21 protein-coding genes, 5 pseudogenes and 1 riboswitch are annotated in these 25644 nt (G+C 58.4%); of the genes and pseudogenes, 16 read left to right on the top strand and 10 right to left on the bottom strand.

What is annotated here, in order from left to right:
• Positions 1 to 82 precede the first annotated feature (82 nt).
• Positions 83 to 1333, top strand: a pseudogene (locus tag P6U16_RS23505) (aromatic ring-hydroxylating dioxygenase subunit alpha).
• Positions 1323 to 2399, top strand: coding sequence for a hybrid-cluster NAD(P)-dependent oxidoreductase (locus P6U16_RS23500; protein WP_277704693.1), 1077 nt, complete (start codon positions 1323 to 1325; stop codon positions 2397 to 2399). Before P6U16_RS23505 ends, P6U16_RS23500 begins: the two are co-directional and overlap by 11 nt.
• A 138-nt stretch (positions 2400 to 2537) precedes the next feature.
• Here the strand turns inward: P6U16_RS23500 and P6U16_RS23495 are convergent, their stop codons facing one another.
• The 5 genes and pseudogenes from P6U16_RS23495 to P6U16_RS23475 form a co-directional block, all read right to left on the bottom strand.
• Entirely contained in the window at positions 2538 to 3569 is a 1032-nt protein-coding gene (locus tag P6U16_RS23495) for an ABC transporter permease (RefSeq protein WP_277704692.1), read from the bottom strand.
• 10 nt (positions 3570 to 3579) lie between these two features.
• On the bottom strand, positions 3580 to 5094 hold the full coding sequence (locus P6U16_RS23490) for a sugar ABC transporter ATP-binding protein (RefSeq protein WP_277704691.1): 1515 nt from the start codon (positions 5092 to 5094) through the stop codon (positions 3580 to 3582).
• 128 nt (positions 5095 to 5222) lie between these two features.
• A pseudogene (locus P6U16_RS23485) lies at positions 5223 to 6169 on the bottom strand (sugar-binding protein).
• Between the two features lie 141 nt (positions 6170 to 6310).
• Entirely contained in the window at positions 6311 to 7285 is a 975-nt protein-coding gene (locus P6U16_RS23480; protein ID WP_277704690.1) for an NAD(P)-dependent oxidoreductase, read from the bottom strand.
• Positions 7286 to 7404: 119 nt separating this feature from the next.
• Positions 7405 to 8394, bottom strand: a complete 990-nt coding sequence (locus tag P6U16_RS23475) for a sugar-binding protein (protein WP_277704689.1) — start codon at positions 8392 to 8394, stop codon at positions 7405 to 7407.
• 348 nt (positions 8395 to 8742) lie between these two features.
• Here P6U16_RS23475 and P6U16_RS23470 point away from each other — a divergent pair, with 348 nt between their 5' ends.
• Complete coding sequence (locus P6U16_RS23470) at positions 8743 to 9429, top strand: ATP-binding cassette domain-containing protein (RefSeq protein WP_349017741.1); 687 nt, start codon at positions 8743 to 8745, stop codon at positions 9427 to 9429.
• A 118-nt stretch (positions 9430 to 9547) separates the two neighbouring features.
• On the top strand, positions 9548 to 10453 hold the full coding sequence (locus P6U16_RS23465; RefSeq protein ID WP_349017740.1) for an ABC transporter permease: 906 nt from the start codon (positions 9548 to 9550) through the stop codon (positions 10451 to 10453).
• 31 nt (positions 10454 to 10484) lie between these two features.
• Here the strand turns inward: P6U16_RS23465 and P6U16_RS23460 are convergent, their stop codons facing one another.
• A complete protein-coding gene (locus P6U16_RS23460; protein ID WP_349017739.1) occupies positions 10485 to 11531 on the bottom strand; it encodes a LacI family DNA-binding transcriptional regulator in 1047 nt (348 codons plus the stop codon).
• Positions 11532 to 11854: 323 nt separating this feature from the next.
• Here P6U16_RS23460 and P6U16_RS28500 point away from each other — a divergent pair.
• From P6U16_RS28500 to P6U16_RS23415, 7 genes and pseudogenes are all read left to right on the top strand, one after another.
• Positions 11855 to 12807, top strand: a pseudogene (locus P6U16_RS28500) (ABC transporter permease).
• Positions 12804 to 13556, top strand: a complete 753-nt coding sequence (locus P6U16_RS23445; RefSeq protein WP_277704686.1) for an ATP-binding cassette domain-containing protein — start codon at positions 12804 to 12806, stop codon at positions 13554 to 13556. The pseudogene P6U16_RS28500 and the gene P6U16_RS23445 overlap by 4 nt, the downstream one beginning before the upstream one ends.
• A 73-nt stretch (positions 13557 to 13629) precedes the next feature.
• Positions 13630 to 14543: pseudogene (locus P6U16_RS28495) on the top strand (sugar ABC transporter substrate-binding protein).
• Between the two features lie 558 nt (positions 14544 to 15101).
• Positions 15102 to 16031: a GGDEF domain-containing protein gene (locus P6U16_RS23430; RefSeq protein WP_277704684.1), complete on the top strand. Its 930-nt coding sequence runs from the start codon at positions 15102 to 15104 to the stop codon at positions 16029 to 16031.
• A gap of 238 nt (positions 16032 to 16269) precedes the next feature.
• On the top strand, positions 16270 to 16464 hold the full coding sequence (locus P6U16_RS23425; RefSeq protein WP_277704791.1) for a hypothetical protein: 195 nt from the start codon (positions 16270 to 16272) through the stop codon (positions 16462 to 16464).
• A 65-nt stretch (positions 16465 to 16529) separates the two neighbouring features.
• Positions 16530 to 16919 (top strand): Fic family protein, encoded by a 390-nt coding sequence (locus P6U16_RS23420; protein WP_277704683.1) that lies wholly within the window; start codon positions 16530 to 16532, stop codon positions 16917 to 16919.
• Between the two features lie 431 nt (positions 16920 to 17350).
• A pseudogene (locus P6U16_RS23415) lies at positions 17351 to 18776 on the top strand (mannose-1-phosphate guanylyltransferase/mannose-6-phosphate isomerase).
• A gap of 277 nt (positions 18777 to 19053) precedes the next feature.
• Here P6U16_RS23415 and P6U16_RS23410 read toward each other — a convergent pair.
• From P6U16_RS23410 to P6U16_RS23400, 3 genes are all read right to left on the bottom strand, one after another.
• Positions 19054 to 19671: a copper chaperone PCu(A)C gene (locus tag P6U16_RS23410; RefSeq protein WP_349017738.1), complete on the bottom strand. Its 618-nt coding sequence runs from the start codon at positions 19669 to 19671 to the stop codon at positions 19054 to 19056.
• 59 nt (positions 19672 to 19730) lie between these two features.
• Complete coding sequence (locus P6U16_RS23405) at positions 19731 to 21143, bottom strand: PepSY domain-containing protein (protein ID WP_277704682.1); 1413 nt, start codon at positions 21141 to 21143, stop codon at positions 19731 to 19733.
• A gap of 241 nt (positions 21144 to 21384) precedes the next feature.
• Positions 21385 to 21759 (bottom strand): hypothetical protein, encoded by a 375-nt coding sequence (locus tag P6U16_RS23400; protein WP_277704681.1) that lies wholly within the window; start codon positions 21757 to 21759, stop codon positions 21385 to 21387.
• 137 nt (positions 21760 to 21896) lie between these two features.
• A riboswitch (cobalamin riboswitch) is annotated at positions 21897 to 22110 on the top strand.
• Between the two features lie 48 nt (positions 22111 to 22158).
• Here P6U16_RS23400 and P6U16_RS23395 point away from each other — a divergent pair.
• The 5 genes from P6U16_RS23395 (at position 22159) to P6U16_RS23375 (ending at position 24701) form a co-directional block, all read left to right on the top strand.
• Entirely contained in the window at positions 22159 to 22827 is a 669-nt protein-coding gene (locus P6U16_RS23395; protein ID WP_277704679.1) for an energy-coupling factor ABC transporter permease, read from the top strand.
• A gap of 2 nt (positions 22828 to 22829) precedes the next feature.
• Positions 22830 to 23120, top strand: coding sequence for an energy-coupling factor ABC transporter substrate-binding protein (locus P6U16_RS23390; RefSeq protein ID WP_277704678.1), 291 nt, complete (start codon positions 22830 to 22832; stop codon positions 23118 to 23120).
• A gap of 113 nt (positions 23121 to 23233) precedes the next feature.
• Positions 23234 to 23542, top strand: a complete 309-nt coding sequence (locus P6U16_RS23385; RefSeq protein ID WP_277704677.1) for a CbiQ family ECF transporter T component — start codon at positions 23234 to 23236, stop codon at positions 23540 to 23542.
• Positions 23533 to 23868, top strand: a complete 336-nt coding sequence (locus tag P6U16_RS23380) for a CbiQ family ECF transporter T component (protein WP_277704676.1) — start codon at positions 23533 to 23535, stop codon at positions 23866 to 23868. The genes P6U16_RS23385 and P6U16_RS23380 overlap by 10 nt, the downstream gene beginning before the upstream one ends.
• Positions 23865 to 24701: an ATP-binding cassette domain-containing protein gene (locus P6U16_RS23375; RefSeq protein ID WP_277704675.1), complete on the top strand. Its 837-nt coding sequence runs from the start codon at positions 23865 to 23867 to the stop codon at positions 24699 to 24701. The genes P6U16_RS23380 and P6U16_RS23375 overlap by 4 nt, the downstream gene beginning before the upstream one ends.
• Positions 24702 to 24832: 131 nt before the next feature.
• Here P6U16_RS23375 and P6U16_RS23370 read toward each other — a convergent pair whose 3' ends face one another.
• Positions 24833 to 25570, bottom strand: coding sequence for a GntR family transcriptional regulator (locus P6U16_RS23370; protein ID WP_277704674.1), 738 nt, complete (start codon positions 25568 to 25570; stop codon positions 24833 to 24835).
• Positions 25571 to 25644: the final 74 nt, after the last annotated feature.

Raw genomic sequence — 25644 nt, 5'->3', positions numbered from 1 at the left:
TGGCAACGAAAACTATTTGTGAGGTTGAGCGACTTTGAGTTTGCCCCCATTGTCGGCGCACACAAACAGATGCGGTGAGATGATGCTCAACACGTTTCCTTCCTCAATCACGACGCTGCTCGATGCCCGGCTCGAGGGCCATTCACTTCCCTCTGGTCTGTACACGAGGGAAGACGTCTTCCAGGCGGATCTTGATATTTTTTGCCAAGCACTGGATTTACATCGGGCTAGAGTGCGATGTTCCGGAACCGGGTGATGCGTTTGTCGTCGACATCGGTAACAACAGCTTGATCATTTTGCGCGACGACGACAACGAAATCCGCGTGGTTCGGAACGTCTGCCGCCATCGCGGCTCGCGTCTTCTCCCCGAGGGGCGACCGTTGTCTCGAAACTTGTCTGTCCCTATCACCAATGGACATACGAATTGTCCGGTGAACTCAGCTATGCCCCGCACATGGGCAAGGACTTTGATAAAAGCTGCAAGAACCTGAAGGCCGTAAACTTCAAGTCGATTGGTGGCCTCATCTATGTCTGTCTTTCAGACAATCCGCCGGAAGATATCGAGGATCTCGAAAAGGTGATGCATGAGCGTCTCGCGCCTTACGATGTCCGGAACGCAAAAGTGGCCCATCAGGTTGATGTAATCGAAAAAGGAAACTGGAAGCTTACGATTGAAAACAATCGGGAATGCTATCATTGCTCGGCAAACCATCCTGAGCTTTGCGTGTCGTTCATCGATCTGGACTTCGGATACGACCCAGAAAGCCTAAGCCCCGAAGACCGCGAAGAGGCGGAAGCGCATTTCGCCATGTACCAGGAGCGCACGAAGAACTGGGAAGCGGAAGGATTTCCCTCTGCGACTGTCGAGCGAACCAAGAACGTTGTCACCAATTTCCGCAGTCAGCGCCTCATCATTTCTGGAGCCGGCGAATCGCAGACAGAGGACGCGACAGCCGCATCGTCCAAGTTGATGGGCCATATGACCCGGAAAGACCTCGGCGACATGCACTTGTGGGGCCATAACAGCTGGAGCCACTTCATGGGCGACCACGCCGTGACGTCGTTCGCTATTCCGCTCTCGGCTGATACAACGCTCGTTCGGACGAAGTGGCTGGTGCACAAGGATGCCGTCGAAGGCGTCGACTACGATCTCGACAAGCTGACGCATGTGTGGATCGAAACAACCGAACAGGATGCCAAGCTCGTCGCGCGCTCCCATGCAGGAATACTCGATTCTGCCTACGAGCCAGGCCCATACTCAAGGTTCACCGAGGGCGCATTGAATGATTTCGCGACTTGGTATGTCGATCGGATGCGCGCCAATGGGTACTGATCTGCTCGCAAGCGGCGAGGCCAGCCAATCTCGGTGGAATGCGGAAACGGACGACACGCTTTTGTGTGTCGACGTCCATGATGAGACCAATGACGTGAAAAGTTTCACGTTCGTGTCTCCCGACCGTAAACATATTGCGTTTGACGCCGGCCAATACTTCATGTTCGAGCTTGGCCTGGATCGCGAAATCGACGGCCGCTGCTACAGTATTTCCTCGTCGCCGCATCGCCGCAATGCGATCACCATCACTGTGAAGCGGGTGCCGGGCGGCAAGGTTTCCAACTGGTTGCACGACAATCTCAAACCCGACATGGCCGTCAAGGCTTCAGGACCACTGGGCAAGTTCATGCGCCCTGCGGCGCCGAAATATCTCTTCCTTTCAGGCGGATCGGGCATCACGCCCGTCATGTCGATGGTCCGCGAAATGGCCGACACCGCTCCGCCGGTCGACGTCGTGTTCATTCATGCAGGCAGGACGCCAAAGGACTTCATCTTCCGGTCGGATCTGGCCAATCTCGCCGAAAGAATGAAAGGATTGAGACTTTTCCTGCTTCCCGAAGACATATCGAATGAGCGTTCCTGGCCCGGTCTCTCAGGAAGGATTTCGAAGGAAGTGCTAGGGATGGCCGTCCCCGATATCGCTGAGCGGATCGTCATGTGCTGTGGTCCGGCGCCCTTCATGCGGGCCGCCAAACGCCTGACTTGTGAACTCGGCGTTCCCGCGCAGAATTATCATGAGGAAAGCTTCGATGCCCTTGTCATCGAAGACGCTCCAGCACCCACAATGGAGGCAGTCGAAGCCAAGACATTCACCGTTCAATTCTCAAAGCAGGGCAAGTCGGTCGAGGTCAGTATGGACCAGACAGTGCTGTCATGTGCAAAGAAGGCCGGTGTGCGCATTCCGTCATCTTGCGCAAGCGGTATCTGCGGGGCCTGCAAGTCGAAACTGGTCAGCGGCAGTGTCGATATGAAGCACGACGGCGGCATTCGTCAGCGGGAGATCGACGCGGGGTTCTTCTTGCCTTGCTGCTCTAAGCCCTTGAGCGATCTCATCATAGAACGCTGACACAGGAAAACATGTCACAATTTTCTCTGGATCCGTATTGTCGGACACACGAGCCCACAGTGCATCATGCGATGGCGGAGGTCGGGCAATCGGGACTGTGTCGTCTTCGGGCGATCTCCCACTCGGCAAAACGCGACGCTATGGCGAGAGCTCGTTGGTCGTAGCCGGTCTGTGATGCAGTGCTGAGCCTGACGTGTTGACGGCGCCCAGCGCAGCCGCAGCCCTTCTCCTTGCCCTGTAGAGGTTGAACTGCTGGTCGGCAAGAACCCCGGCCAGGATCACCGCCCCCATGACCGCGAAATTGAGCGAGGACGGGATGCCGAGAAGATTGACCAGGTTCTGCAGCTCCTGAAGCAGGACCGCGCCCAGCACCACGCCGATGATCGAGCCTTCTCCGCCCCGCAACGAGAAGCCGCCCAGGACGGCTGCCGCGATGGCATAGAGCTCGTAGAAATTGCCATGCGACGAGGGCTGTACCGATCGGGTGAACATGGCGAAGTACACTGCGGCAACAGCGGTCAGCGCGGCGCAAATGACATAGGCGGCGGCGATGACAAAACCGGTGCGGATGCCTGAATAACAGGCCGCGTCCTCATTCTTACCCACCGCCTGCAAATGGCGGCCAAAGACGGAGCGGTGCAGGACGAACCAACAGATGACGCCGATGATGATCATGGCAAAGAAGGAGTGCGGCACGCCAAAGGAACGCCCAATGGTCAGCCATTCAAGCGCCGGATAGTTTGCACCGAAGGGAAAGCCGGCCGTGGCTTCGCCCGTATAGCCGCGCGCTATACCGCGATAGATCAGCAGGCCGCATAGCGTGACCACGAAGGGCTGCATTCTGAGCCTGGTGATCAGCAGCCCATGCGCCAATCCAAGCAACGCTCCGATGACCAAAACAACCAGAATTGCCACCGGCCACGGCACGCCGAACTTGCCCACCATATCGACGAAAAGAACCCCGAGCAACGCAATCATCGAACCGACGGACAGGTCGATACCCCCGGTCATGATGACAAAACCTTGGCCGATGGCAAAGAGACCGAACAGACCGATCAGATTGGCGGTGTTGCCCAGATTGATCGGCGAGAGGAAAAGCGGATTTTGCAGATAGACCACCGCTCCCACAACGATGATCAGGACAGCCAGGCCGAGGTCTTTTTTGTGCATTGGTCTTTTCCTAGTTTGCGCCGACGGCAAGCCTGAGCACGTTGTGCTCGGAGAACTCGGGCCGTGACAGCGATCCGGCGATTTCGCCTTCCCGCAGCACAACGATACGGTCCGACACGCCGATGACTTCTTCCATGTCGCTGGAGATCATCATCACACCGACGCCTGCGTCCGCCAGAGCGCGCATCAGCCGGTAAATCTCGACCTTGGAGGCGACGTCGATGCCGCGGGTGGGTTCGTCGAAGATGATCAGTGCCGGTCGCATGGATAGCCATTTGCCGAGAACCACCTTTTGCTGATTGCCACCGGAAAGCTCGGCGGCGTTGCGCATGACATCGGTGGTTCTGATGCCAAGTTTTGTGCGCTGTTCTTCGGCGCGCGCCTTGATGAGGCTCTTCGAGACGAAGCCGCGGGAAGACACCGAACCGAGATCGGCAAGGCAGATGTTCTCGCAGACAGGGCTTTCCAGGACGAGGCCGGTTCGCTTGCGGTCCTCAGGCACCAGGTAGACGCCGGCCTTGATGGCATCACGCGGGCTGGTGGCCAGGAACGGCTTGCCCGCCAGCATGACCTCGCCCTCCAGAATGGTGTCGATGCCGAAAATGGCCTCGGCCAGTTCCGTCCGTCCCGCACCGACCAGCCCGGCTACGCCCAGGATTTCGCCATCATGAACATCGAACTCGACCCTGGCCCGTGGCTTGGCACGGGTTCTGACCGCTCTTAAGGACAGTATCGGTCCGCCGGGAGCACGAGCCGGCGGCGCATAGAGGGAATTGAGGTCGCGACCGATCATCATGCGGATCATGGCGTCATGGTTTATCTCTCCCTTGGCAAGTTCGCCGGCTGCTTTGCCATCACGCAGGACGAAGACCCGATCGGCGCATTCCTCGATCTCGCTTAGACGGTGCGAAATGTAGATCACGGCAATTCCCTCGGCTTTGAGGCCGGCGATGACAGTCATCAGCGTTTTCGTTTCCGAAAGGGTAAGAGACGACGTTGGTTCATCCATGATGATGAGACGGGCCTGGATGGAGAGCGCTTTGGCAATTTCAAGCAATTGTCGTTCGGCGAGCGACAGATCAGCGACCGGCGTCTCGGGCCTGAAGGTGGCCCCGACGCGGCGCAGAAGAGGTTCGGCTGCGGCGCCCATCGCCTTCACATCCAGCAGCCTGAGGAAGCCCGCACGTTTTTCACGCCCCAGGAACATGTTGGCTGCCACATCGAGATTGTCGAAGACGTTGAGTTCCTGATGCACGAAGGCGATCCCGGCGGACTGGGATTCGGTCACTGAAAAACGGTCGTATCGCACCTCATCAATGAGGATATAGCCCGAACTGGGTTGGATGACGCCGCCCAGGATCTTCATCAGCGTGGACTTTCCGGCGCCATTTTCTCCAATCAAAGCCAAAACCTCCCCAGGCATGACGGTCATGGACACATTGGAGAGAGCTACCACGCCGGTATAGGCCTTTGATATGTTCTCGAGCGCCAGTAGGGGGCGTTTCTGATCCTCTTTAGGCATCATGTGTCGGCCATCTGATCTTGTCGCAACGGCAATACCTCGGTGTTGGACGATTTCCTCACATCAACAAGCGCGCATCGGGCCGGGCAAATGGTCCGAGCCCGATGCGGCTGCGTTGACCGGGGAGGAGCTTACCCGCCAATGCGCTCCTTGAGTTCCTTCTCAAAGGCATCAACATTGGCCTTGTCGATAACTTTGGTCGGAACAATGATCAGGCCATCCGCCGGAACACCCGACTTGTCGCCTTCAAGGTATTTCGCCATCAGGTGCATGCCCTGATAACCCCACTGGTAGGGATCCTGCACGACAGTGCCGGCAAAGCTGCCTTCGCGCACCGCGCCAAGTGTGATCGGATCCTCGTCAAAGGCAATAACCTTGATCGCGCCGAGCTTGCCCGCAGCCTGAAGGGCTTCGTAGATCTTGGGTGGGTTGTAGGAATAGAACCCGACCATGCACGTGATGTCCGGATTTGCGGCAAGCACATCATCGACGTTTGATCGGGCACGGGCAAAATCCACGTCGTCGCCGCGGACGTCGACAAGCTCGATACTAGAACCCTCTACCGCTTTTCGGAACCCGGCGATCCGCTCGATGGCGTTGTCGGCGCCCAGGAAGCCGACGAAGCCCATGCACTTTCCTCCCTCAGGCATTGCCGCAACGGCAATTTCGCCTGCTTGGACGCCTGCCAGAGTGTTGGAAGAGCCGAGGTAGGCGATGCGCTTGCTGGCAGGCGCGTCACTGTCAGTGGTGAACAGCGGCACCTGTCCTGCAATGCGATTGAAAGCATCGATGGAGTTCTTCGGATCGGCTGACGAGATCATGATGGCATCGGTGCCTGCGGCAACAAGGTCATCCATCAGGGCGTTCTGCAGGGCAGCGGTGCCTTGTGCCGGATAGCGGAACTGCAACTCATAGCCCGTCAACTCCCCTGGGCTTTCTTGACGCCGGCTTCGGCCAGTTTCCAGAAATCCGAAGCGGCATTCACGACGAAAGCAAGCTGGGGTTTGTCCTGCGCGGCAACGGGACCGGCCAGGCCGATAGCCGCTATGGCGATGGAGACAGCAAAGTTCAGTTTCATTGTTCATCCTCCCTTTTTGAGAGCATGGTCACGGCCATGCTCCAGCGTTACGAAATGCCCTGCAGCAATGCGCTTGCGTAAGGGCGGTCGATATCCTTTGGCTCGGGCGTCGCCCGGTGCCGGCGTCGGATATTGCTTGCCTTACCCCGGGTACCAGACGAGGCGAGGATCATCGGGTGCCCGGACATAGGACCAGGCTTGCTCGATCAGAAGCTTGAGGTCGACGGCCGGACGCCAGCCGAGCCGCATGCGTGCCTTTGTGTTGTCGAGCCAGTTGCTGTGATAGGGCGTCGGAATCTCTACGAGCGGCAGACCACGCGTGGCGTTGAGTTGCGTTGCGACGCTGGCATAGTCCACCGGAATATCCATGGCGACGTTGAAAGTTTCGCCACCGGTGGCTGGATTGTCGAGCGCCAGCAGAATCGCGCCGACAAGGTCGCTGACGTGGATGAAATTTCGCTTGAGCGAAGCGCCCGTGGCATCGCGCAGCAACGGGACTGCGCCGGCGTTTGCGTGGCGGGCAATTTCATCCTCCGTCAGGAATTCACCCCAGGCCGGTCCGCCGAACTGATTGCGGAAACTCAGAACATGCTTGAAATCGTCCTTTTCCATGATCCAGGGCGCGCGCAGGCAGCAGGCATTGATGCCGTACTGGATCTGGTACTGTTCGAGCATGACTTCCTCGATCACCTTGGTGAGCGCGTAGCAGCCGGGATAGGCGCGTCGGGGCGAACTCTCGGTAATCGGAGCATCGTATTGGTGGAAAATGTGGCCCACCGAACAGTCCCCGCCGATCAGGACAAACTGCCTTGCCGTCGTCGAAGTGCGGAAGGCTTCAAGGAGGTTGAACATGCCCTTGATGCCGACGTCGATCGCCAAGTCGGGCGATTCTTTAACCGCAGCCATGTGCAGCACATGGGTCACCCCATCCATCGCAGCATGGACGGCGTCCGCATCCGACAAGGAACCCCGCACTGTCTCCACGGCTGGATGATCGATAATGCGGTTGTTGCAAAGTGCGCGTAGCGACCAACCGGAGAATTTTTCGGCGGCCAAAAATTCCGGCAGGAAATTAGTTCCTACCTTTCCTGCTAGTCCAGTGACCAAAAGTTTCAATTTGCTTCCCCTAAAAGCTCAACAGGCACTTTCAAATCGAGGGTGCGGCCGTAGCCCTTGCAGGCAGCCGAGAGCGTCATGGCGCCGGAACGCCATGACGCGATTGCGTTGAAATCACCTTACTTTGGCGCGCAGAAGCCTGGCTCTTCTCGCGTGCAGACATCCAGCCCGGTGTAGATGGTGTCTTCGACCTTCTCACCCTTGATCAACTGGATCATGACGTCCGGTGAACGTTGTCCCATTTCGAAGGGGCGCTGGCCCACCTGGGCGTGGCTGCGTCCTTCGTTGAAGGCCTGTACCTGCGGTGGCAGGGTATCGCCAGCCACGATGATCAGATCATTGCTCTTCAGGCGGTCCATGACCTGGTCAGTGACCTGGGCATAGGCTTGCGGGGCAAACTGGGCCCAGCCGCCAATCAGAATGAAGGCGTCGAGGTCTGGCTTGGATGTGAAGACATCGGCCATCTGCTGATTGGCAAGGTCGATCTGGTCATTGGTAAAGACCGGGCAACCTTCGACTTCGCTCCAGCCGCTTTGCCCCGTCAGGCGGTCGATGCCCTTGGTACCCGCGATGGTATCGCGGAATCCGGCTGCCCGAGCATTGATATTGTCGGCAGCGACGTTCCCCAACTGCAGGCAGACCGTACCGCCTTTCGGCTTCAGCCGCGTAGCCTGTTCGGCCATCTTCACGCCCATCAGATAATTGTCGGTCCCCAGATAGGCCGAGCGCAGCGCACGGTCTGCTTCCGAGAGATCCGCATCGACCGTCATGACCGGCATCTTCGGTGCAATTTCCTTGAGGCGGTTGGCCATGGCCGCGGCATTGGATGGTGAAATGGCGATCGCGGCCACGCCTTTGGCGATAAGGTCATCGACAAGCTGCACCTGGCCGGCCTCGTCGGCGCTCGATGCCGGGCCGGTGTACAGGCACTCATATTCCGAATCGGGATTGTTCTTCGCCCAGTCCTGGCAGCCCAGGTTGATCTGCTCGAAGAACGGGTTGTCCAGTCCCTTGACGACGATCGCCAGGGTCTTCTTCTCCTGCGCCTCTGCTGCACCGGCTGACAAAACAACTAGGGCAGCGGCGACAATCTGATTTACGTACCTCAATTAATGCACTCCTCCGTTTGAGTTATCTGGCCGGACAGGCAACGCTTTGCCTGAACGCCCCGCCAGCACTGTTTGCCGCTCTGTTCCTCCTTGCGGCCCACATATAAGGCTCGAACCGAACTCAGTTCATGCCAATATTGACATTCATTGCAGTTGCAGATTTGATCATATTATGTGCTAATAACAGCACTTAATTACTGGAGCCGTCAAGCAGGAATTTCGTTGGGATTGCAGAGCGGGGAAGCAACGCCGCCGCGCCCGATTCGGAACGCCAGGCGGGCGGAGAGGGAGGAATATGAGTGCGCTGAGACTTGAGGGGTAAGCAAGCACTTCGGGGCAATCCATGCCTTGAGCGATGTATCGCTATCAATTGAACCGGGAGAAGTCATCGGCCTGATGGGCGATAACGGAGCGGGCAAGTCCACTTTGGTAAAGGTCATAGCCGGAAATTTTGCGCCGAGCGCAGGCGAGATTTTCATCTCGGACGCGAAGGTCGAGTTCCACAAACCGCTGGATGCCCAGCGGGCTGGGATCGAGGTTGTTTATCAGGACCTTGCCATTTGCGACAACCTCTCGGCGGCCGCAAACGTCTTCCTGGGACGCGAACTGACCCGGCGGGTCGGGCCGATCCAGATACTCGACTATGCGCGCATGCGGATCAGGGCTGGCGAACTGTTCGCCCGGCTCAAGTCCGAAACCCGGCCGCGAGATTTGGTCAGGCGCATGTCGGGCGGCCAACGCCAGGCTGTGGCCATCGCCCGCGCCCTTCTCAGCGATGCAAAGATCATCCTGATGGATGAACCGACCGCTGCAATTTCCGTCCGGCAGGTCGCCGAGGTGCTCAATCTCATACGTTATCTGAGCGATCACGGCATTGCCGTGGTGCTGGTCAGCCACCGCATGCCGGACGTGTTTCAGGTTGCCGACAGGATCGCCGTCCTACGGCGAGGCCGTCTGGTGGCCAGCAAGAGGGCATCGGAATCGTCGCCTGAAGAAGTCACCGGCCTTATTACGGGAGCAATTGAATTCGCATGAGTGACCAGGAAAGAGAAATTCCGCGTCGACCGCCCATTCACTGGCTGACGTCATCGATCAATCGGAACATCGGGGCCTGCTTTCGCGTCTTACCAACCAGCAGACCTTCTGGGTATTCATGGCTGCAATGCTGGCCTGCCTGGCGCTGTCCCTGTTGACCGACACATTCGCCACCGAGCGCAACCTGTTCAATGTTTCACGCAACTTCGCATTCGTGGCCATTATTGCACTCGGCATGACCGCCGTGATCGCCTCTGGAGGCATAGATCTCTCCGTGGGGTCTGCGGTCGTGCTTTCGTCCATGACCGTGGCCGTTTTGATGTCGGCGGGCATGCCTTTCTGGATCGGTATTCCGGCGGCGCTGGGCGTCGCCGTCCTTATGGGTGCAGTGAATGGCATATTGATCGCCTATGCGGGCATGCCGCCTTTCGTCGTCACGCTGGGCATGCTGTCGGTGGCTCGTTCGCTCGCCATGGTTTTGTCCAACAACAAGATGATCTACCAGTTCGGTCCAGATCATGATCTGCTGCTGGCGCTGGGCGGCGGTTCCACCATGGGCCTGCCAAATCCTCTCATCGTCATGGCTCTGCTGGCTGGGATAACAGGGTTTATCTTCAAATGGACCCGCTGGGGCCAGCACCTCTTCGCGATGGGTGGCAACGAGAACGCCGTCAAGCTTACCGGGATTCCCGTGCGGCAATTGAAGGTTTCCGTCTATGTTTTTTCGGCGCTGACGGCCGGGATCACCGGGGTGCTGGAAGTGGGCTGGCTGGGCGGCGTCACAACGAATCTCGGCCAGGGAATGGAACTTTCGGTGATCGCGGCGGCCGTTATCGGTGGAGCCAATCTTGCAGGCGGCGTGGGCACGGCGTTCGGCGCGGTGGTGGGTGCGCTTCTCATTGAGGTCATTCGCAACAGTCTGATATTGCTTGGTATCAGCACCTTCTGGCAAGGCGCTTTCGTCGGGTCGTTCATTGTTATCGCTGTTGCTTTCGACCGATTTCGTAGCGTCCGCCAGGGTTGATGACGATGCCGCGCGTCATGCCCTCAGGCCGTTATTGCGCCGCCACAGGGGCTTCAACATCTGCGAAAGGCGACGTGGCTGTTGATTGCCGGGCGATCAGTTCACACTCGATCTTGATGCGGCTTGGATTGGTGTGCAGGCCGCCGGCCGCGTCGATCAGCAATTCCGCAGCCGTGCGGCCCATCTCATAGAGCGGCAACACGAGGGTCGAAAGCGGCGGATGCGTATACTGCGCGATGTTGCGGTCATCGAAGCCGATCACGGCGACATCGTCCGGTATTCTGACACCGAGCTGCTTTAACGCGTCGAAGCAGCCGACGGCCATCATGTCGTTGGCGCAGAAGATGGCATCGGGCGGGTTGTCCAGTGCCATCAGCTCAAGCGTCATTTCATAACCCGCCGATGGCTCCCAGTTGCCCGGGCGCACGAGAGCTGGATCAAAGGCGATATCGTTGCTTGCCAGTGCCTGCTTGTATCCCTTGAGGCGGTCGCGGGCTGCGTCCACGCCCTGTTGGCCATTGATGAAGCCGATCCGCCGGCGGCCGGTCAGCAACAGGTGTTCGGTTGCCGTGCGGCCACCCAGGAGGTCGCCGGGAAGAACGGAGTGATGTTCGCGATGCTCGTCGTAGCAATTCACCAGAACGATGCTCAGATCGGCAAGGGCAGAAGGAATCTGCACCAGCCGGGTCAGGATCGTCCCGTAGATCAGGCCGAGAATTGGCAGCTTCTTCAGCCCTCCAATTATGCTGCTCTCAAGGTCCGCATCGCCGTGGCTCACCACCATCAACATGTTGATGCCGTATTCCAGCGCCTTGTCCCGGGCGCCTTCGAAGGCCATAGACATCCAAGGGTCCGTGGAAGTTTCATCGGCGACGAAAACGATGGTGGACTGACCGCCCGGTGGCGCCTTGGTTCCCCGGCGAACAAACCGGTAGCCAAGCGCCTGTGCCGCTTCCAGCACCCGAGCCCGTGTCGTATCGGCGAGCCGCGCGCCCTTTGTCCCGCTGAGGACCAATGAGACTGTGGCCTGGGAAACTCCCGCTGCGGCAGCAACATCCATCATGGTGGGTTGCCCCACGCTCACTTGTCTCTTTGATTTGGACATAAGCCGATCATTTCCCCGTAGAAAAAGACATCTGCCATGCGGCTTTGAGAAATTCAACGCCGCGGGTTCAATGTTTCCGTTGCCCAGCATCTTCATACAGCCTCTTTGATAATATTAAACCAAAAATCAATTGACTTTGCAAAAGCATGTTGCTGATATTAGCAAATATTTAACACAAGGTCGCGAAGGCCACGGTGGAGGACGAGGTGGAGGCGAAGGTCTTGGGAAAGAGCCCATCCGTGCCGCCAGGTACGGAGCAGGAGCGTGCAACCGGGCTGTCTGTCGCGCTCAAGCTGCTGAGTGCCGGACCGGTGGTCATTCTCATCGCCTTGTTGGTGATCCTAACGCTGACCGTTCCCAACTTCTTCTCGCCCCGCAACATCTCCAACATTTTGGCGCAGATTGCCGTCATCGCAGTCGTTGCACTTGGTCAACACCTCGTCATTTTGACCCGCGGTATTGATCTGTCCGTGGGTGCCAATCTGGCGCTGGCGACGGTCCTTGGGGCGCTGATGTTCCGCGTCACCGGCAATCCATTCATTGTCATGGGCACCATGCTGCTGGCGGGGGCTGTGGTGGGGGCGGTGAACGGGCTGGTCTATGTCTACGGCCGCCTGCCGCATCCGTTCATCATAACACTGGCGACACTCTCCATCGCGCGCGGCCTGGCGCTTGAGCTGTCCATCGGCCACACGACCATGCGCGGTATGCCCGAGATGATTACGACCCTGGGGGAGGGGCCAGCTTCGGGGTTCCGAACTCATTTTTCGTGGTTCTTTCCGTCGCCGCGCTCATCTTCGTCGTGGCTCGCTACGTGGTATGGGGGCGCTGGATCTATGCGGTGGGTGGCCAACCAGACGCTGCACGGCGCATGGGCATCCCGGTCAATCAGGTCATCGTCTCCACGTATCTGATGTCCGGCCTCTGCTGTGGGGTGGGCGCCATTCTTCTGTCCGGACGCACCGAAGCGGGTTCGCCTCTTTATGGCAACCTGCTTGAACTCGACACGATCGCGGCCGTGATTATCGGCGGCGCCAGTTTTCTCGGCGGCCGTGGACATCTTGGTCATGCGCTGGTCGGTGCGGTGATGATTGGCGTCATTCGCAATGCCCTCAACCTGCTTAACGTCAACCTCTATTTCCAGTTGATCGCCATCGGCGTGATCATCGTTTTGGCGGTCGAGTCGGATGTGCTGCGCAATCATCTTGAATCGCGCATGCGGGTGAAACAAGCAGGAGCGTTGGGATGAGCAAACCCGTTCTGGAAGTGCGCGGCGCGCATAAGCGTTTCGGTGCGGTCCATGCTCTCAAGGGCGTCGGGTTCGTAGCCCGTCGGGGCGAGGTGCTCGCTCTGCTCGGAGATAACGGCGCAGGCAAGTCCACGCTGATCAAATGCGTCAGCGGGGTGCATGGGCTCGATGAAGGCGATATCCTGATTGAAGGCGAAAAAGTCGCTATCCGCACTCCCGCCGCCGCTCGCAGTGCCGGGATCGAAACGGTCTATCAGGATCTTGCGCTTTTCGACAACCTGACGCCGGCCGAAAATTTCTACTGTGGGCGGGAACTCTCGTTTCCGCGCTGGCTGCCGCGCGGCTTGCGGCTTCTTGCCAGCCGTAAAATGAACCATGAAGCGGCCGCCGTCATCGACCGGCTGAAGGTCAAGCTACCCAAATTCGACGCGCAGGTGGCCCTGATGTCAGGTGGGCAGCGGCAGGCCATCGCGGTTGCCCGTGCTGCCGTGTTTGCCCGAAAGGTCGTCATTCTCGATGAGCCAACGGCGGCTCTCGGCCTGCGTGAAAGCCGCAAGGTTCTCAATCTCATCGTCCAGCTCAGGGATGAAGGGAATGCAGTGATCCTGATTACCCACAATATGGAACATGTCGTTGAATTGGCCGACCGCGCCGTGGTGCTGCGGCAGGGGCACAAGGTCGGCGAAATCGAAAAGCCCAACCGGTCCAATCAGCAGGATCTGGTGGCGATGATCGTCGGGGCTGAATGAGACGGTTCGCCTGCCGGGCCTCCGGCGGTGGAGCGGTTGCATGCAAGAGGCATTCGTCAACGGGAGGACTATCATGAAACTCATACGACTATTGGGATGGCTGGCGCTTACGAGCTCCATGGCCTTCCCGGCAATTGCCGCAGACGTGAAACTGGGCTTCATCACCAAGTTTCCAGTGCCGTTCTTCGCCACCATGGAAAATGCAGCCAAGGCCTATGCAGAGGCCCATCCGGGTGTTGAAATCATCTATGGCCAGGGCGCTTCGGCCACCGATATCGAAGGGCAGATCGCCCTGATCGAATCGATGGTTACCCAAGGTGTCAAGGGCATCGCCATCACCCCCGTGGACCCGACAGTCACGTCGGCTCTCGACAAGGCCATCGCCGGTGGCGTGAAAGTGGTGCTCATGGACAACTCCATCCCCGGTTGGGAGAATGCAGCGGCGCTTGCGACCACCGACAACTATAATGCCGGCAAGATTGCCGGCGCCTATCTGAAGTCGGTGCTATCGGCCGGCGATACGCTCGGTATCCTGGAGGAGTACCCGGCGTCCCGGCACTCGATGACCGCGTGAAGGGCATGCTGGATGGGCTGGACGGTCTCGCGGTGAACGTCGTCGGGCGCAATGGCACCAATTGCACCGAAGAACTCGGCATCTCGGTGGCCGAGGATCTTCTGACGGCCAATCCGGACCTCAAGGCTATCTATGCGGCCTGCGGCCCACCGGCCGCCGGCGCTGCGCGCGCCATCAAGAATGCCGGCATCGCCTCTGACAAGATCGTCCTGGTCGGATTTGATTTTTGCTGTGGCGAAGAAGAGGCGTTGACCGCCGGGATCGAGGACGCCACAGTCGCCCAGTTCCCTGCCAAAATGGCCGAACTGGGCGTCGATGCGCTTGTCCGCGCAATCGCGGGGGAAGATGTTCCCAAGCTTATCGACTCAGGCGCGGCGCTCGTCACCGTACAAAACATGGCTGACTTCAAATAGGAGCATCCATCGGAGAAGGGGGCCGGCATTTCCAGACGGCCCCTTTTCATACCATCCGACATGGAGTTGCTTCTTCTTTGGCTTGTCGCGAACATTTTCGGGAGCCGTAATTGTCTCTTCTCGGTCTGGAGCAAAGCATTGTCTGTCGCCAGTCCAATGCCCGCCACTTTGCTGCCGCTCTCTTGAGGCCGGTCTGGAATGGTTGATGCGGCGGTTAATGCCATCATCGCGATCTGGTTCATCCGGCCCCACCTGACAGCGTTTCCCACAAGATTGGGCAGTGTGTGTGGTCGCCTCAGGGGCAGAGCAATCCACGTTTTCATTTGATGCATTGCTGCGCTGAGGTTGGAGCGATGTGCCTCGTCGCAACGCTGGCAAGCGAAGGGCTTGGTAGCTGCAATCCGCATCATAAAGGGGACGGACAGGTCCACAGACAGTCGTCCTTAGCAGAGGTACAGATTTGGCGGTGATTTTTCGGTAACGAGACACTTGGCTCAACCTTTACCGGCGCGCTTCAGCAAAATTTAAATTCATAGCGCTCATAAGAATTCTTATGTCGTGACGGTGGTATTGATGCGTCGAATTGTCGAGAAGTCGATCTTAACTGGCCTGCTTTCGGTGTTGGCCTCGCTGGTGCTCTCGTTCAGCATCGTGCCATTGTTGGGAGGGCAGGTGGCGGGTGCCGGCCTGTTCATGACCATTTTTTGTCCACTGGCGATATCGATCCCTGCCTCGGCGCTGCATTTCACGCAGTCGGAAAGAGTGCGACGGGCAGAGGCGGCCACGAAAGAAGCTCTGAACGAGCTTGCAGATGCTTATCACACCCTTTTCCTTCAGTCTCGCACCGACGGACTTACCGGCATTCTCACACGAAGTGCGTTCATGGAAGATCTAGCGATGACCAGCCAACAAGGTGGGGTCGGAGCTCTATTGTTCCTCGACCTCGACCATTTCAAGGCGATCAACGATCGCTATGGTCATGCAACCGGCGATGAAGCTCTTCGCCGCGCCGGACGTATCCTCGCCCGCTACCAGAGCCAATCCGATTTTGCGGGACGTCTGGGAGGTGAGGAATTCGGTCTGTTTCAGAGTAATCTGCCGTTCAATCAGATGCGCGACCGCTGCGAGGAGATCCGTGAAGAAATCGCCGATATTGTCCTGAAAGCGCCTTCTGGCGCACAGGTAAGAATCTCCACGAGTATCGGGGCGTGTTATTGCCAGCCAGGGTTTGATCCGTCGGGCTCCCTGAAAGCGGCGGATCAAAACCTCTATCAGGCAAAGCTCTCGGCCGAAACAGGGTTGTCGGATAGGATAAGGCGTCTGCCACAGACGTCATGTCAAGCGGAGGAACGGTCGTTACTCACCTCTCGATGTTTCGGGTGTGACCACCACTTCCGGCTTTTGGTAGCGCTTGCGACATTGCTGATGGGAGGCGAGGCGAGCGTTACCGCGTCGTGCGATAACGATGACTGCTTGAAGGTCTTTTAGGCTCGCTTGATCAACGGCTGGAACTAAGGGACGTAAAAGCTACGCTGAGGCGACGGACGTCCCTGGCGAAAGATAGCTCGCCGCCCAAGGCGTGTGCGGCCGGGCCTGGCTAAGGAAGAGTGAGCCGCTGAAATCTGTTGGTGACCCTATCCGTTTACGGCCACCTGCTTCAGCAGTCAGTTTTTGCCAAGATCAAATCCTTTTGCGGAGTTTCATAAGGTTGTGATAGATTTGATTGATGAGCAAAAAGCCCGCCGCCCTTGCTGACCTGAAAATCAGCCGTCCAACCCGCAAACGCGGGGAAAAGATCAGTGCCGTCGAAGGTTTGCAGCTCAACCCAAGGATGCGGGCCCTGCTCGACACCACCAAGGACAAGCCCGGCGAGGAACGCCGCCGCCTGATCCGCGCGCAGTTCTCCCAGAAATCCGCATAAGCCTTGGTCTATACGGCCGAATCGACCCGCTTTGCTACCAGGGCACGACCGTCCTTCGCAATCGCATGGATCTTGTCTCCCAGGATGAACTCGACGAGTTCGAGCTGGCGATGTTCCTGACCCGAGTCGAAGAAGCGTGGCCAACCGGCAAGCTGGACTACGCCCACTATCTGGCGATTCACCGCCACCTTTTTCAGGACGTTTACAGCTGGGCCGGGGAGGCCCGATCGGTCCGCATCGGCAGTGGTGGCAACTGGTTTTGTTACCCGGAATACATTGACGGGGAGATGACGCGGATCTTCAAGGAGCTGGAGGCTGCTCATTATCTGACCGGGCTGGAGCCCGCCGCATTTGCGACGGCCGCCGCTGATGGGGTTCGCAGTATCGTCAATCTTGAGATGGCGGGAGATGTCACTCAATTCTGGATCATGGCATACTATCGAACCATGGCATGATCTGCGCGGCCGCCTCGCCAAGTTTGGCGCAGGCTACACAATAGGTGAGCCACCGGCTCGCTGGTCGCGTGTGCGGGGGTTGCGCACGCTTGAGAGGCGTAAACGCGTTTCCCTTGGCCCCAAATGACCTCTCTCCCAAGCCGAATTTCCATCGCCTGCCTTCAACAGCTTCGTGTGTAATCGCTGCCATTGCTGCTGCGTCGGACTTCAGGATGCCCGAAATGCCGAGATGCCGGTTCAGAAACCGGTTGAGCTAATGTTTCGCTTGCACGGTTGTCGGTAACGGTTTTTCTGGTAAAACGACCGTGGTTTCTTTTGATCAGGCTGCTTTCTAGGCGTTAACATACTGTAAAAGTGGTGAATTTCGGCGTGCAAGCAGAACTGGATTTTAGCGCTTCACACCAGTTGCCCCATCGAATCGGATGAATGCAATGTCAAATAGGATCGTTCCGGTGATCATGTCTGGGGGAGCGGCACGCGCCTTTGGCCGCTGTCAAGAAGCTCCGCACCGAAGCAGTTTATTCGGTTTCTGAGTGATGAAACCCTGTTTCAATCGACGTTGCGGCGTGTCTCCGACCCGGATCTTTACGAGCCCGCAGTCATCGTTACAAACGAAGATTCACGTTTTCTCGCAGCAGAACAGGCACGCGAGATCGGCGCACCGCTCTCAGCGATCATACTCGAGCCTACTGCTCGAAACACTGCCGCCGCTATCGCAGCGGCCGCCTTGGTGGTTTCAGAGCATTTCGGCGACGATGCGCTCATTCACGTTCTGGCCTCCGATCATGACATCAAGGCTGACCGCGTTTACTTTGACTGCGTCAAGGCTGCTCGGGACGCCGCACGGTCCGGAAAGCTCACGACATTTGGAATCAAGGCAACCGAGGCGGCCACCGGTTACGGCTATATCGAGATGGGGGAACCTCTCCCCAGCGGCTGTTTCGCAGTCAAAAAATTCGTTGAGAAACCGGATCGCCAGCGTGCAGAGGAGATGCTGGCCGATGGTCGGTTTCTTTGGAACTCTGGTTTGTTTATGTTCCCCGTCGGTGTTCTCCTGGAGGAAATGCGCGCTCTTAGCCCCCAGGTGGTCACGGCCGTGTCCGAGGCGGTAGCAAGGTCTGTCAAGGATCTCGACTTCATGCGTCTGGATGCAGCAGCATTTGCCGAAAGTCCCAACATATCGATCGACTACGCAGTGATGGAGAAGACGGCGAATGCCGCAGTCGTTCCCTCGTCGTTCCTCTGGTCGGATCTCGGCAGCTGGGACTCCGTATGGCAACTCGGGGAGAAGGATGAAAATGGGAATGTTCACAGCGCCAATACGACGCTGCTTGAGACAACCAATTCGCTCGTGATCTCTCAAGGCTTGCATCTCGCCGTTCGCGGTCTCGACAATGTTGCAGTGATTGCCAGCGAAGATGCCGTCTATGTCGGTCGTCTTGAAGACAGCCAGAAGGTGGGTGATATCGTCAAGCGGCTCAGATCATCTGAGAGCACGGTTCATATGACACAGGTTCACCCGACGGCGCATCGTCCATGGGGTGTGCAAACCGCAGCGCTGTCAGGCGATCGGTTTGAAGTGAAGCGGCTTTCGGTGCAGCCGGGAAAGAAGATATCGCTGCAGAAACACCATCACCGAGCAGAGCATTGGATTGTCGTGAAAGGAACGGCGGAAGTGACCGTCGGTGACCGTACGGTATCCGTCGTGGAAAATCAGTCAGTCTATATTCCTCAAGGGAAATCCATCGGCTCGGCAATCCTGGGAAAATCGTCCTCGAACTTATCGAGGTCAGAACGGGCTCATATCTCGGCGAAGATGACATTATCCGTCTCGATGATGAGTATGGCAGAGCCTAACATCTGCGCGCTGACCCGTTACCCCCAGTTTTCGGCCACCATTCCCACACGCCGATGTGAAGGGCCTACCGCCCACAATCACAACAGATTCCTGTCATCGTTTATAATCGGATATGGTTGTAGCCATACGATTTTAAGGCAGGCTGCGCGGTTGTTCCGGCTTGTGAAGTGATCGCCGACGTGCCGTTGGGAGCCGCGGCAACGGCACGTGCTCGGGCCGCGGCTTTTTTCAGCACTGCGTCGTTCAATAATAGATCCCGCGATAGCCCAGCCGCCGTCACGACACTGCAGCGTCCGGGAGCGGCTCAATGCTCGTCGCGACGTGGGCTTTCACTTTTACCGTGGTTGGGTGATGACCGCGGGGACTGGGTCGCATGAAGCGAACGGCGTTAATGATCGCCATGTTTCGAGTGATCGTCGTGCTTGATTTCCGGCGTACCGCCGGCCGGTGCGCCAACGACAAATCCGACGTCCACCGATCCCGCCTTTTCGAAGGTGAGTGTGGCTTTGATCGTTTCCCCTCCTTAAACGGCTGCTTCACATCCACGAACATGACGTGGTAGCCACCTGGCTTCAGTTCCACAGTCTGGCCTTTCGGGACGGCGATGCCGCCGTCGAGCGCGCGCATTGTCATGACGTCATTCTCGATCTTCATTTCATGAAGCTGGACCGATCCGGCCCTTTCTGAGGTTGCGCTTAGCAGCCTGTCGTCGGCACTGCCTTCATTGGTGAGCTTCAGATATCCGCCACCCACCTTCGCGCCGGGTAACATGGCGCGGGCGTAGGGATGACCGATCTCCATATCGCCGATCTTGAATTCGTGCGCGAGGGACGTCGAGACGAAGCTGAAGACTGCCAGGGTGATGATGGCGATATTTGCGTTGAGCTTTTTCATTGTGGTTCCTTAAAGTGGTGGCGGGCGCTCAAGCGCCTACCTGTCATGGGGCGAAAAGATCAGTTGAGCACGCGCCTGAGCGGCTTAACACGACTGATGATGAGATGGTCGAGAGCGACTACCGTCAGCAAGACGGCGCCAGTCAGCGGGAAGAGTAGGGAAACGGTGATCATGATAAGGGCGCCGCCCCTCCACAGTTTCATGTCGGTCGGTGCTGCAGGCGCCACGAGGCGCGCCGCGCCGCGAGGGCGGCGTTTCCACCACAGGACGATGCCGCTAACCGACATGAAGAGGATTGCCACACAGAAGACAGTGACCAGAGCAACATTCCAGATGCCCATGTCGCCCTCATGGAAGGCAATGCCGATGGCCATCGCCTTGGCAGGCGCGCCGTAATCTTTAAAGCCGATATCGGCAAGCACCTTGCCGCTATGTTGGTCTATATGCACCGTGCGGTCTGAAAGCGGGTTGGCGCTGTCATTGCTCATCGTGTCTCGCGAAACCGTCCAGACACCCGTTTGGCTGGTTGGAAAGCCGAGCTGGAAGCGGTTGGTGAAGCCAATCGAACGAGCGAAAGCCACGACGCCGTCGAGATTGACCGGTTCGCCTTCGGGAAGGCCTGATTTGCCGGCGTCCGAACCTGACATCGGCATCGGCGTCTGTTCCAGCGCCCACGGCACCTCCTTGATGCCGCCATGGTTCATGTTGGCATGGGTTGCGTCCGACAGGGGCACATTGTCCCACTTCGCCGCTGGAAATGTGCTCCAGGCCTGGGTGAATTTTTCACCCCAGATGCCGGTCCAGGACAGGCCAGATACGAGAAACAGAACGAGGATGACGGAGATGTAGAAGCCGATGGTGATGTGCAGGGACTTCCAGAGCTGGCGGCCACGGGCCGCAAACTGCGGCACCAGCACGGTTTTAAGGCCTCTTTCGTCGCGCGGCCACCAGAGATAGAGCCCCGTGATGACAAGGACGATGCCGAAGCCGGCGGCCACCTCGATCAACCGGTCGCCAGGATCACCGATCATCAGCGTGCCGTGGATCTTGTTGGCGAGATCGTAGAGACCGTCGCGCCGTTCCCAGTCCGCCAGGACGCTACCGCTGTAGGGATCGACTGCAACCATGGACGAGGCTTCGCCCCGGTTGACGCGAAAGATTGCCGCGCCGTCTGCGGTACGCGGAGCAATATACTGGACCACCCTGCCATCGGGGATGGCGGCGCGAGCGGCGCCTGCTTGAACCGACACGGCGACCTGCGTCTGCGCTGGGGTGATGGTGTAATATTTTTCACCGTCGCGGCCGAAGAGAACGCTTGTCCAAAGCATCATCAAACCTGTCGTGGCGAGCATGACCAGGAAGGGCGCGACATAGAGGCCGGCATAAAAATGCCAGCGCCAGGCAACGAGGTAGAAGGATCGGGACGATGTCTGTTCGGCTCGACCGTCGGGTATTGTGGTTATCGAGCTCATGGTAGTTTTTCCCCGTCTCGTCACTCCGCGTGCGTGGCGCAATCAGCCTCAACGCCTGTGGCGCCCTGCTGTTTGCGCAGGGGAGGAGAGGATCGATCGGTAGAACGGACGATGCATCGCCCAAGGTGGTCCTGTTGAACATGAGATGTTGTCCGGCGCTTCGCCGGTCAACGCGTCCGTCCGTGCGGAGCGATTTGACCGGCAATGACTGAAGGGCTCTTGCGGGTGCGCAAGAGCGGTTTCAGGCGGTCAAGCCGGCAGGGGGACCGCGCGGGGTCGCATTTGGTGGGAAGAGTTGCCGATAGAAGGCTTCGCGACGGATCGGCTGCTGGACTTCGGTTCCCACAAGGATTGCTTGTCCGATTGTATCGGCAGGCGTGGGTAAGACCACGGAGGCTGTTATCCGGCAGGCTTCGCAACCAGAACCGAGAGCATGCAATGGCTGCTCTTGGTGGTTGTCCTGGCTGGGAAGGCAAAGCACCGGAAGCGTTCCGTCCGGCATGGTGTAGGCTGCGATCTCAGAAAGCGGGACCGACGGTTCGACAGCTGGAATCTTGTGGGCGAAACCGACGCACAACAGAGCAATGGCGCATAAAATGCGCACCAGTTTTGCCATGTCTGACGCGATTGCCGCCATTCCAATTGTCCCCTTCACCTCGCTGACTAGACGTTCTTTCAAATATTCGCAATGCGGCACATTGTGCAACCTGAGAAATCTGTGTGTCGCTCCGTTGTCATTTGGGGATGCCGGGCCTAATAGTTCTATTCGATGGTTCCGCCTGACCAAGGGATGGCGGATGAAAAGGAACACGGTGAGGACTACCCATCAGGGGCCAAAACCGTGGCTGCCCCCGCAACTGTAAGCGGTGAGCGACGTCCAGCAATGCCATTGGCCGATTTCGGCTGATAAGGCGGACCGAGCCATGACCCGCGAGCCAGGAGACCTGCCATCGCTGGGCCACGACATCCGTGGCGGCTTTTCGGGCCACGCGGCGGGCGTGGCAGAGGGTGTACGATGCATATTATGGAAGGCTATCTGCCGGCCGCTCATGCGGTTGGCTGGTGCGTGGTTTCCGCGCCATTCGTGATTTATGGAGCCCGGCGCATTGTGACGCTGGTTCGGGAAAAGCCCGAGGTGAAACTGCTGATGGCAGCCTCTGGTGCCTACGTTTTCGTCCTCTCCGCCTTGAAGATCCCGTCCGTTACCGGAAGCTGCTCGCATCCGACGGGAACAGGCCTTGCTGCATCCCTGTTCGGGCCAACGGTGACAACCGTGCTTGGCACTATCGTGCTTTTGTTTCAGGCACTGTTGCTCGCCCATGGTGGACTGACGACACTCGGCGCCAATGTCTTTTCGATGGCCATCGTCGGACCCTTCGTTGCCTATGGGCTGTTCAAGGGCCTCAGCGGGGCAGGCTTCAGCGGCGCAGTCGCGATCTTCTTCGCAGCAACGCTCGGCGACCTCGCAACCTATGTCACGACCTCCCTGCAACTGGCGCTGGCTTTCCCCGACCCGGTCTCCGGCTTGACAGGTGCTGCGGCAAAATTCCTCGGAATTTTTGCGTTCACGCAGGTGCCTCTGGCCATCAGCGAAGGCTTGCTGACCGTGATCGTGTTCAATCTTTTGCAGCGTTACAGCCGCGGTGAACTCAACGCTCTCAACATCTTTTCCGCGAAGGCCTGATCATGCTGAAACGTAACCTCTGGATATTGTTTGCCGTCATCGCCCTGGCGATCCTGCCGCTCGTCATCCACCATGGCGGCGACGCTGAATTCACCGGTGCCGATGGCCTTGCCGAAGCGGTAATCACCGAAATTCAGCCTGACTACAAGCCCTGGGCTTCGCCGCTTTGGGAACCGCCAAGCGGCGAGATCGAAAGCCTGCTGTTTGCGCTTCAGGCTGCGATCGGCGCTGGCCTTGTCGGGTTTTATTTCGGGCGCAGGACGTCTCCTGCAAAAACCATGGATCCGAAATAGCCGATGCGGGCAATTGATCGCTGCGCCCAGACGAACCGGTGGCGACACCACGCCGCCGGTGAAAAACTCCTGATCGCATTTGGAGCCATGGTCGTGTCGCTTTTGGCGGCGGGATGGACCGGCCAAGTTTTCATTCTTCTTGCCATGCTGGCGCTGACGAAGGCTGGGGCCGGTATCTCGTGGCGCGATATTTTGCGGTCGGCCCGCATCCCCTCCTGTTCATCGTAACGGGCACTTTGGCGCAACTCATTTCGGTTACCACGGTGAACGCCGTGCCGACCTTCTCACTGGTCTCTGGTGCGGGAGTGGAAAAAGCCCTGTTCGTGGCGCTCAGAAGCAGCACCTGTGTCGCCGCCTTGCTTTTTCTGGCCTTGACGACACCCTCTCCAGCGTTCTCCAATTGCTTCAACGTATGGGGCTGAATGCCGAGATTTCCGATATCGCAATGGTTATGTTTCGGATCATTTGGCTGTTGCTCGACTGTCTGGAGGCCGGGCAACGGTCACTTGGGGCTCGTCTGGGGTTTGCCGGCAAGCGTCGAATGCTGAGATCCAGCGGTTTGCTGCTCGCATCGCTGCTGCCAAGGGTGCTGGGTCGTGCAAAGCGAATGGAAGCAGGACTGGCCGCAAGGGGCTACACTGGCAGGCTCAATTTCATCTCCGTGGAAACGCCGGCGTCGAGAGCGCGATTGCTGGCGATTGGAACTGTGCTTTGCGGCATGTTTTTCTTCATGCGGTGGCTGGGATGATCCTTGAGGCCCGCGATGTAACCTTCTCCTATGAAGATGGAATGATTGCCCTTGATCAGGCGTCGCTTGTTGTCCGTCGGCAGGAAAAGCTGGCGATTCTCGGCGCTAACGGCGCTGGAAAGTCGACCCTGCTGTCGACGCTCAATGGCTCCTTCAAGCCATCGTCCGGAAACATCCTGCTTCATGGAAAGCCCGTCAGCTACAATCGCAAGGGCCTAACGGAACTGAGGTCGCAGGTTGGGTTGGTCCTGCAGGATCCGGATGATCAGCTGTTCGCCGCCAGTGTGTTCGAGGACGTGTCCTTCGGTCCGCTCAATCTCGACCTGTCCAAGAGCGAGGCGCGTGTTCGGGTGGCGCAGGCACTGGACGCCATGGGCATCGAAGCGCTTTCGCATCGACCAACGCATCTATTGAGCTTCGGGCAGCGCAAGCGCGTCGCCATTGCCGGGGTTCTCGCCATGTCTCCGTCGGTGCTGCTCCTTGATGAGCCGACCGCCGGTCTCGATCCCAAGGGCGTCGAGGATCTCACGCAGACGCTCCACGATCTGGCAGCACGAGGCGTGGCCGTCGTGGTTGCCACGCATGATATGGATATGGCCTACGCCTGGGCCGATCGGATCGCTGTCTTTGAAGCTGGCCGAATTTTGATCGAAGGCACGCCGGACGAGGTTTTCGGGGCTGAAGACTTCTGCGAGCGCAGCAGCCTGCGGCTGCCGGTCATATATCGCCTGTCGAGGGAGCTCCAAAGAAGAGGGCTGATTTCACCCGGCGAAGGGATGCCGCGTGGCTTGAACGATCTGATCCCCCGACTTGTCGCACCGAAAGCAAACTAGCCAAGTCTCGGGCCGTTTCCAAATGGGCCGATTGTATTCAATCAAGACGCCTTGGAGGACGATACCGCGCCCAAGCGTGCCCTAAAACCACTGAGTGGAGCAGGTGTTTCCATCTCGTCTGATCTTTGCGTTCAAATTTCAGGCATCGCTGCTTGCCCGGAACTGCCATTTATGGCCTCCCCGAGTGCCAGCTTCAGCGAATTGTCGATATGCAGCGCAAGGGCGCCGGACATTGCAGCGACATTTCGCGCTGCCAGAGGCTCGAGAATCGCCAGATGTTCCTCGATCACCCTGAGCGCATTGTACGGCGTGACCTGGATACGCGACTGCACAGCCATGCGGATCTTGATTGCCGTGACCCGGAAGACGTTGATCACCAGTTTATTGCCCATCGTCGCGACGAAGCCCTCATGCATACTCCAGTCGCGGGCCTGAACTTCGTCGGCGATGCGCGCGCCCTCTGGGCCGTCGGCCTCAACGAGACGCGTCCGCATATTGCTATGCCAGTCGAGCAGTTCCTGGACAACGGAATGCGGCAGGCGATCGATGACGGTGGGCACCGCCGCAAGCTCGATCAGACGCCGGAGCTGATAGGCGTCACGCACGAAGCCGATATCGAGGCTCGGCACCATCAGACCGCGCTGCGGCACGGTCACCAATAGCCCTTCCGCCTCCAGCCGCGGCACCGCCTCGCGGATCGCGCCCAGCGTAGCGCCGGTCTTTTCGACTAGTGCGCGTTGGGTGACGATCTCGCCGGGGCGCAAAAGTCCAGCCTTGAACAGATCCTCGATCCGCTCATAGGCCGCTTGGCGAAGTGGGATCTCCCCACGCCGCGCGTCTCCTGATTCCACCCGCCCGCCTATCGTCATTTTCCTGTCCGCGTCGTTCATACTTGCTAACAGTACACTAACATGTTAGTGGTCCCGAGGTAAGCGGCGATTTC

This window comes from Rhizobium sp. 32-5/1 (assembly GCF_029537235.1).
GTDB lineage: Bacteria > Pseudomonadota > Alphaproteobacteria > Rhizobiales > Rhizobiaceae > Pararhizobium.
Note: the sequence above shows the minus strand (reverse complement) of the source record. Positions and strands in the feature narration are given on the sequence as shown.

What these genes read in the sequence shown, in the direction of transcription:
- P6U16_RS23370 (WP_277704674.1), bottom strand. Translation starts at nt 25,570, where the DNA reads ATGACGATAGGCGGGCGGGTGGAATCAGGAGACGCGCGGCGTGGGGAG.
- P6U16_RS23465 (WP_349017740.1), top strand. Translation starts at nt 9,548, where the DNA reads ATGGCTGCAATGCTGGCCTGCCTGGCGCTGTCCCTGTTGACCGACACA.
- P6U16_RS23380 (WP_277704676.1), top strand. Translation starts at nt 23,533, where the DNA reads ATGGGGCTGAATGCCGAGATTTCCGATATCGCAATGGTTATGTTTCGG.
- P6U16_RS23385 (WP_277704677.1), top strand. Translation starts at nt 23,234, where the DNA reads ATGGACCGGCCAAGTTTTCATTCTTCTTGCCATGCTGGCGCTGACGAA.
- P6U16_RS23495 (WP_277704692.1), bottom strand. Translation starts at nt 3,569, where the DNA reads ATGCACAAAAAAGACCTCGGCCTGGCTGTCCTGATCATCGTTGTGGGA.
- P6U16_RS23390 (WP_277704678.1), top strand. Translation starts at nt 22,830, where the DNA reads ATGCTGAAACGTAACCTCTGGATATTGTTTGCCGTCATCGCCCTGGCG.
- P6U16_RS23445 (WP_277704686.1), top strand. Translation starts at nt 12,804, where the DNA reads ATGAGCAAACCCGTTCTGGAAGTGCGCGGCGCGCATAAGCGTTTCGGT.
- P6U16_RS23500 (WP_277704693.1), top strand. Translation starts at nt 1,323, where the DNA reads ATGGGTACTGATCTGCTCGCAAGCGGCGAGGCCAGCCAATCTCGGTGG.
- P6U16_RS23395 (WP_277704679.1), top strand. Translation starts at nt 22,159, where the DNA reads ATGCATATTATGGAAGGCTATCTGCCGGCCGCTCATGCGGTTGGCTGG.
- P6U16_RS23405 (WP_277704682.1), bottom strand. Translation starts at nt 21,143, where the DNA reads ATGAGCTCGATAACCACAATACCCGACGGTCGAGCCGAACAGACATCG.
- P6U16_RS23410 (WP_349017738.1), bottom strand. Translation starts at nt 19,671, where the DNA reads ATGAAAAAGCTCAACGCAAATATCGCCATCATCACCCTGGCAGTCTTC.
- P6U16_RS23400 (WP_277704681.1), bottom strand. Translation starts at nt 21,759, where the DNA reads ATGGCAAAACTGGTGCGCATTTTATGCGCCATTGCTCTGTTGTGCGTC.
- P6U16_RS23490 (WP_277704691.1), bottom strand. Translation starts at nt 5,094, where the DNA reads ATGATGCCTAAAGAGGATCAGAAACGCCCCCTACTGGCGCTCGAGAAC.
- P6U16_RS23375 (WP_277704675.1), top strand. Translation starts at nt 23,865, where the DNA reads ATGATCCTTGAGGCCCGCGATGTAACCTTCTCCTATGAAGATGGAATG.
- P6U16_RS23420 (WP_277704683.1), top strand. Translation starts at nt 16,530, where the DNA reads ATGGATCTTGTCTCCCAGGATGAACTCGACGAGTTCGAGCTGGCGATG.
- P6U16_RS23425 (WP_277704791.1), top strand. Translation starts at nt 16,270, where the DNA reads ATGAGCAAAAAGCCCGCCGCCCTTGCTGACCTGAAAATCAGCCGTCCA.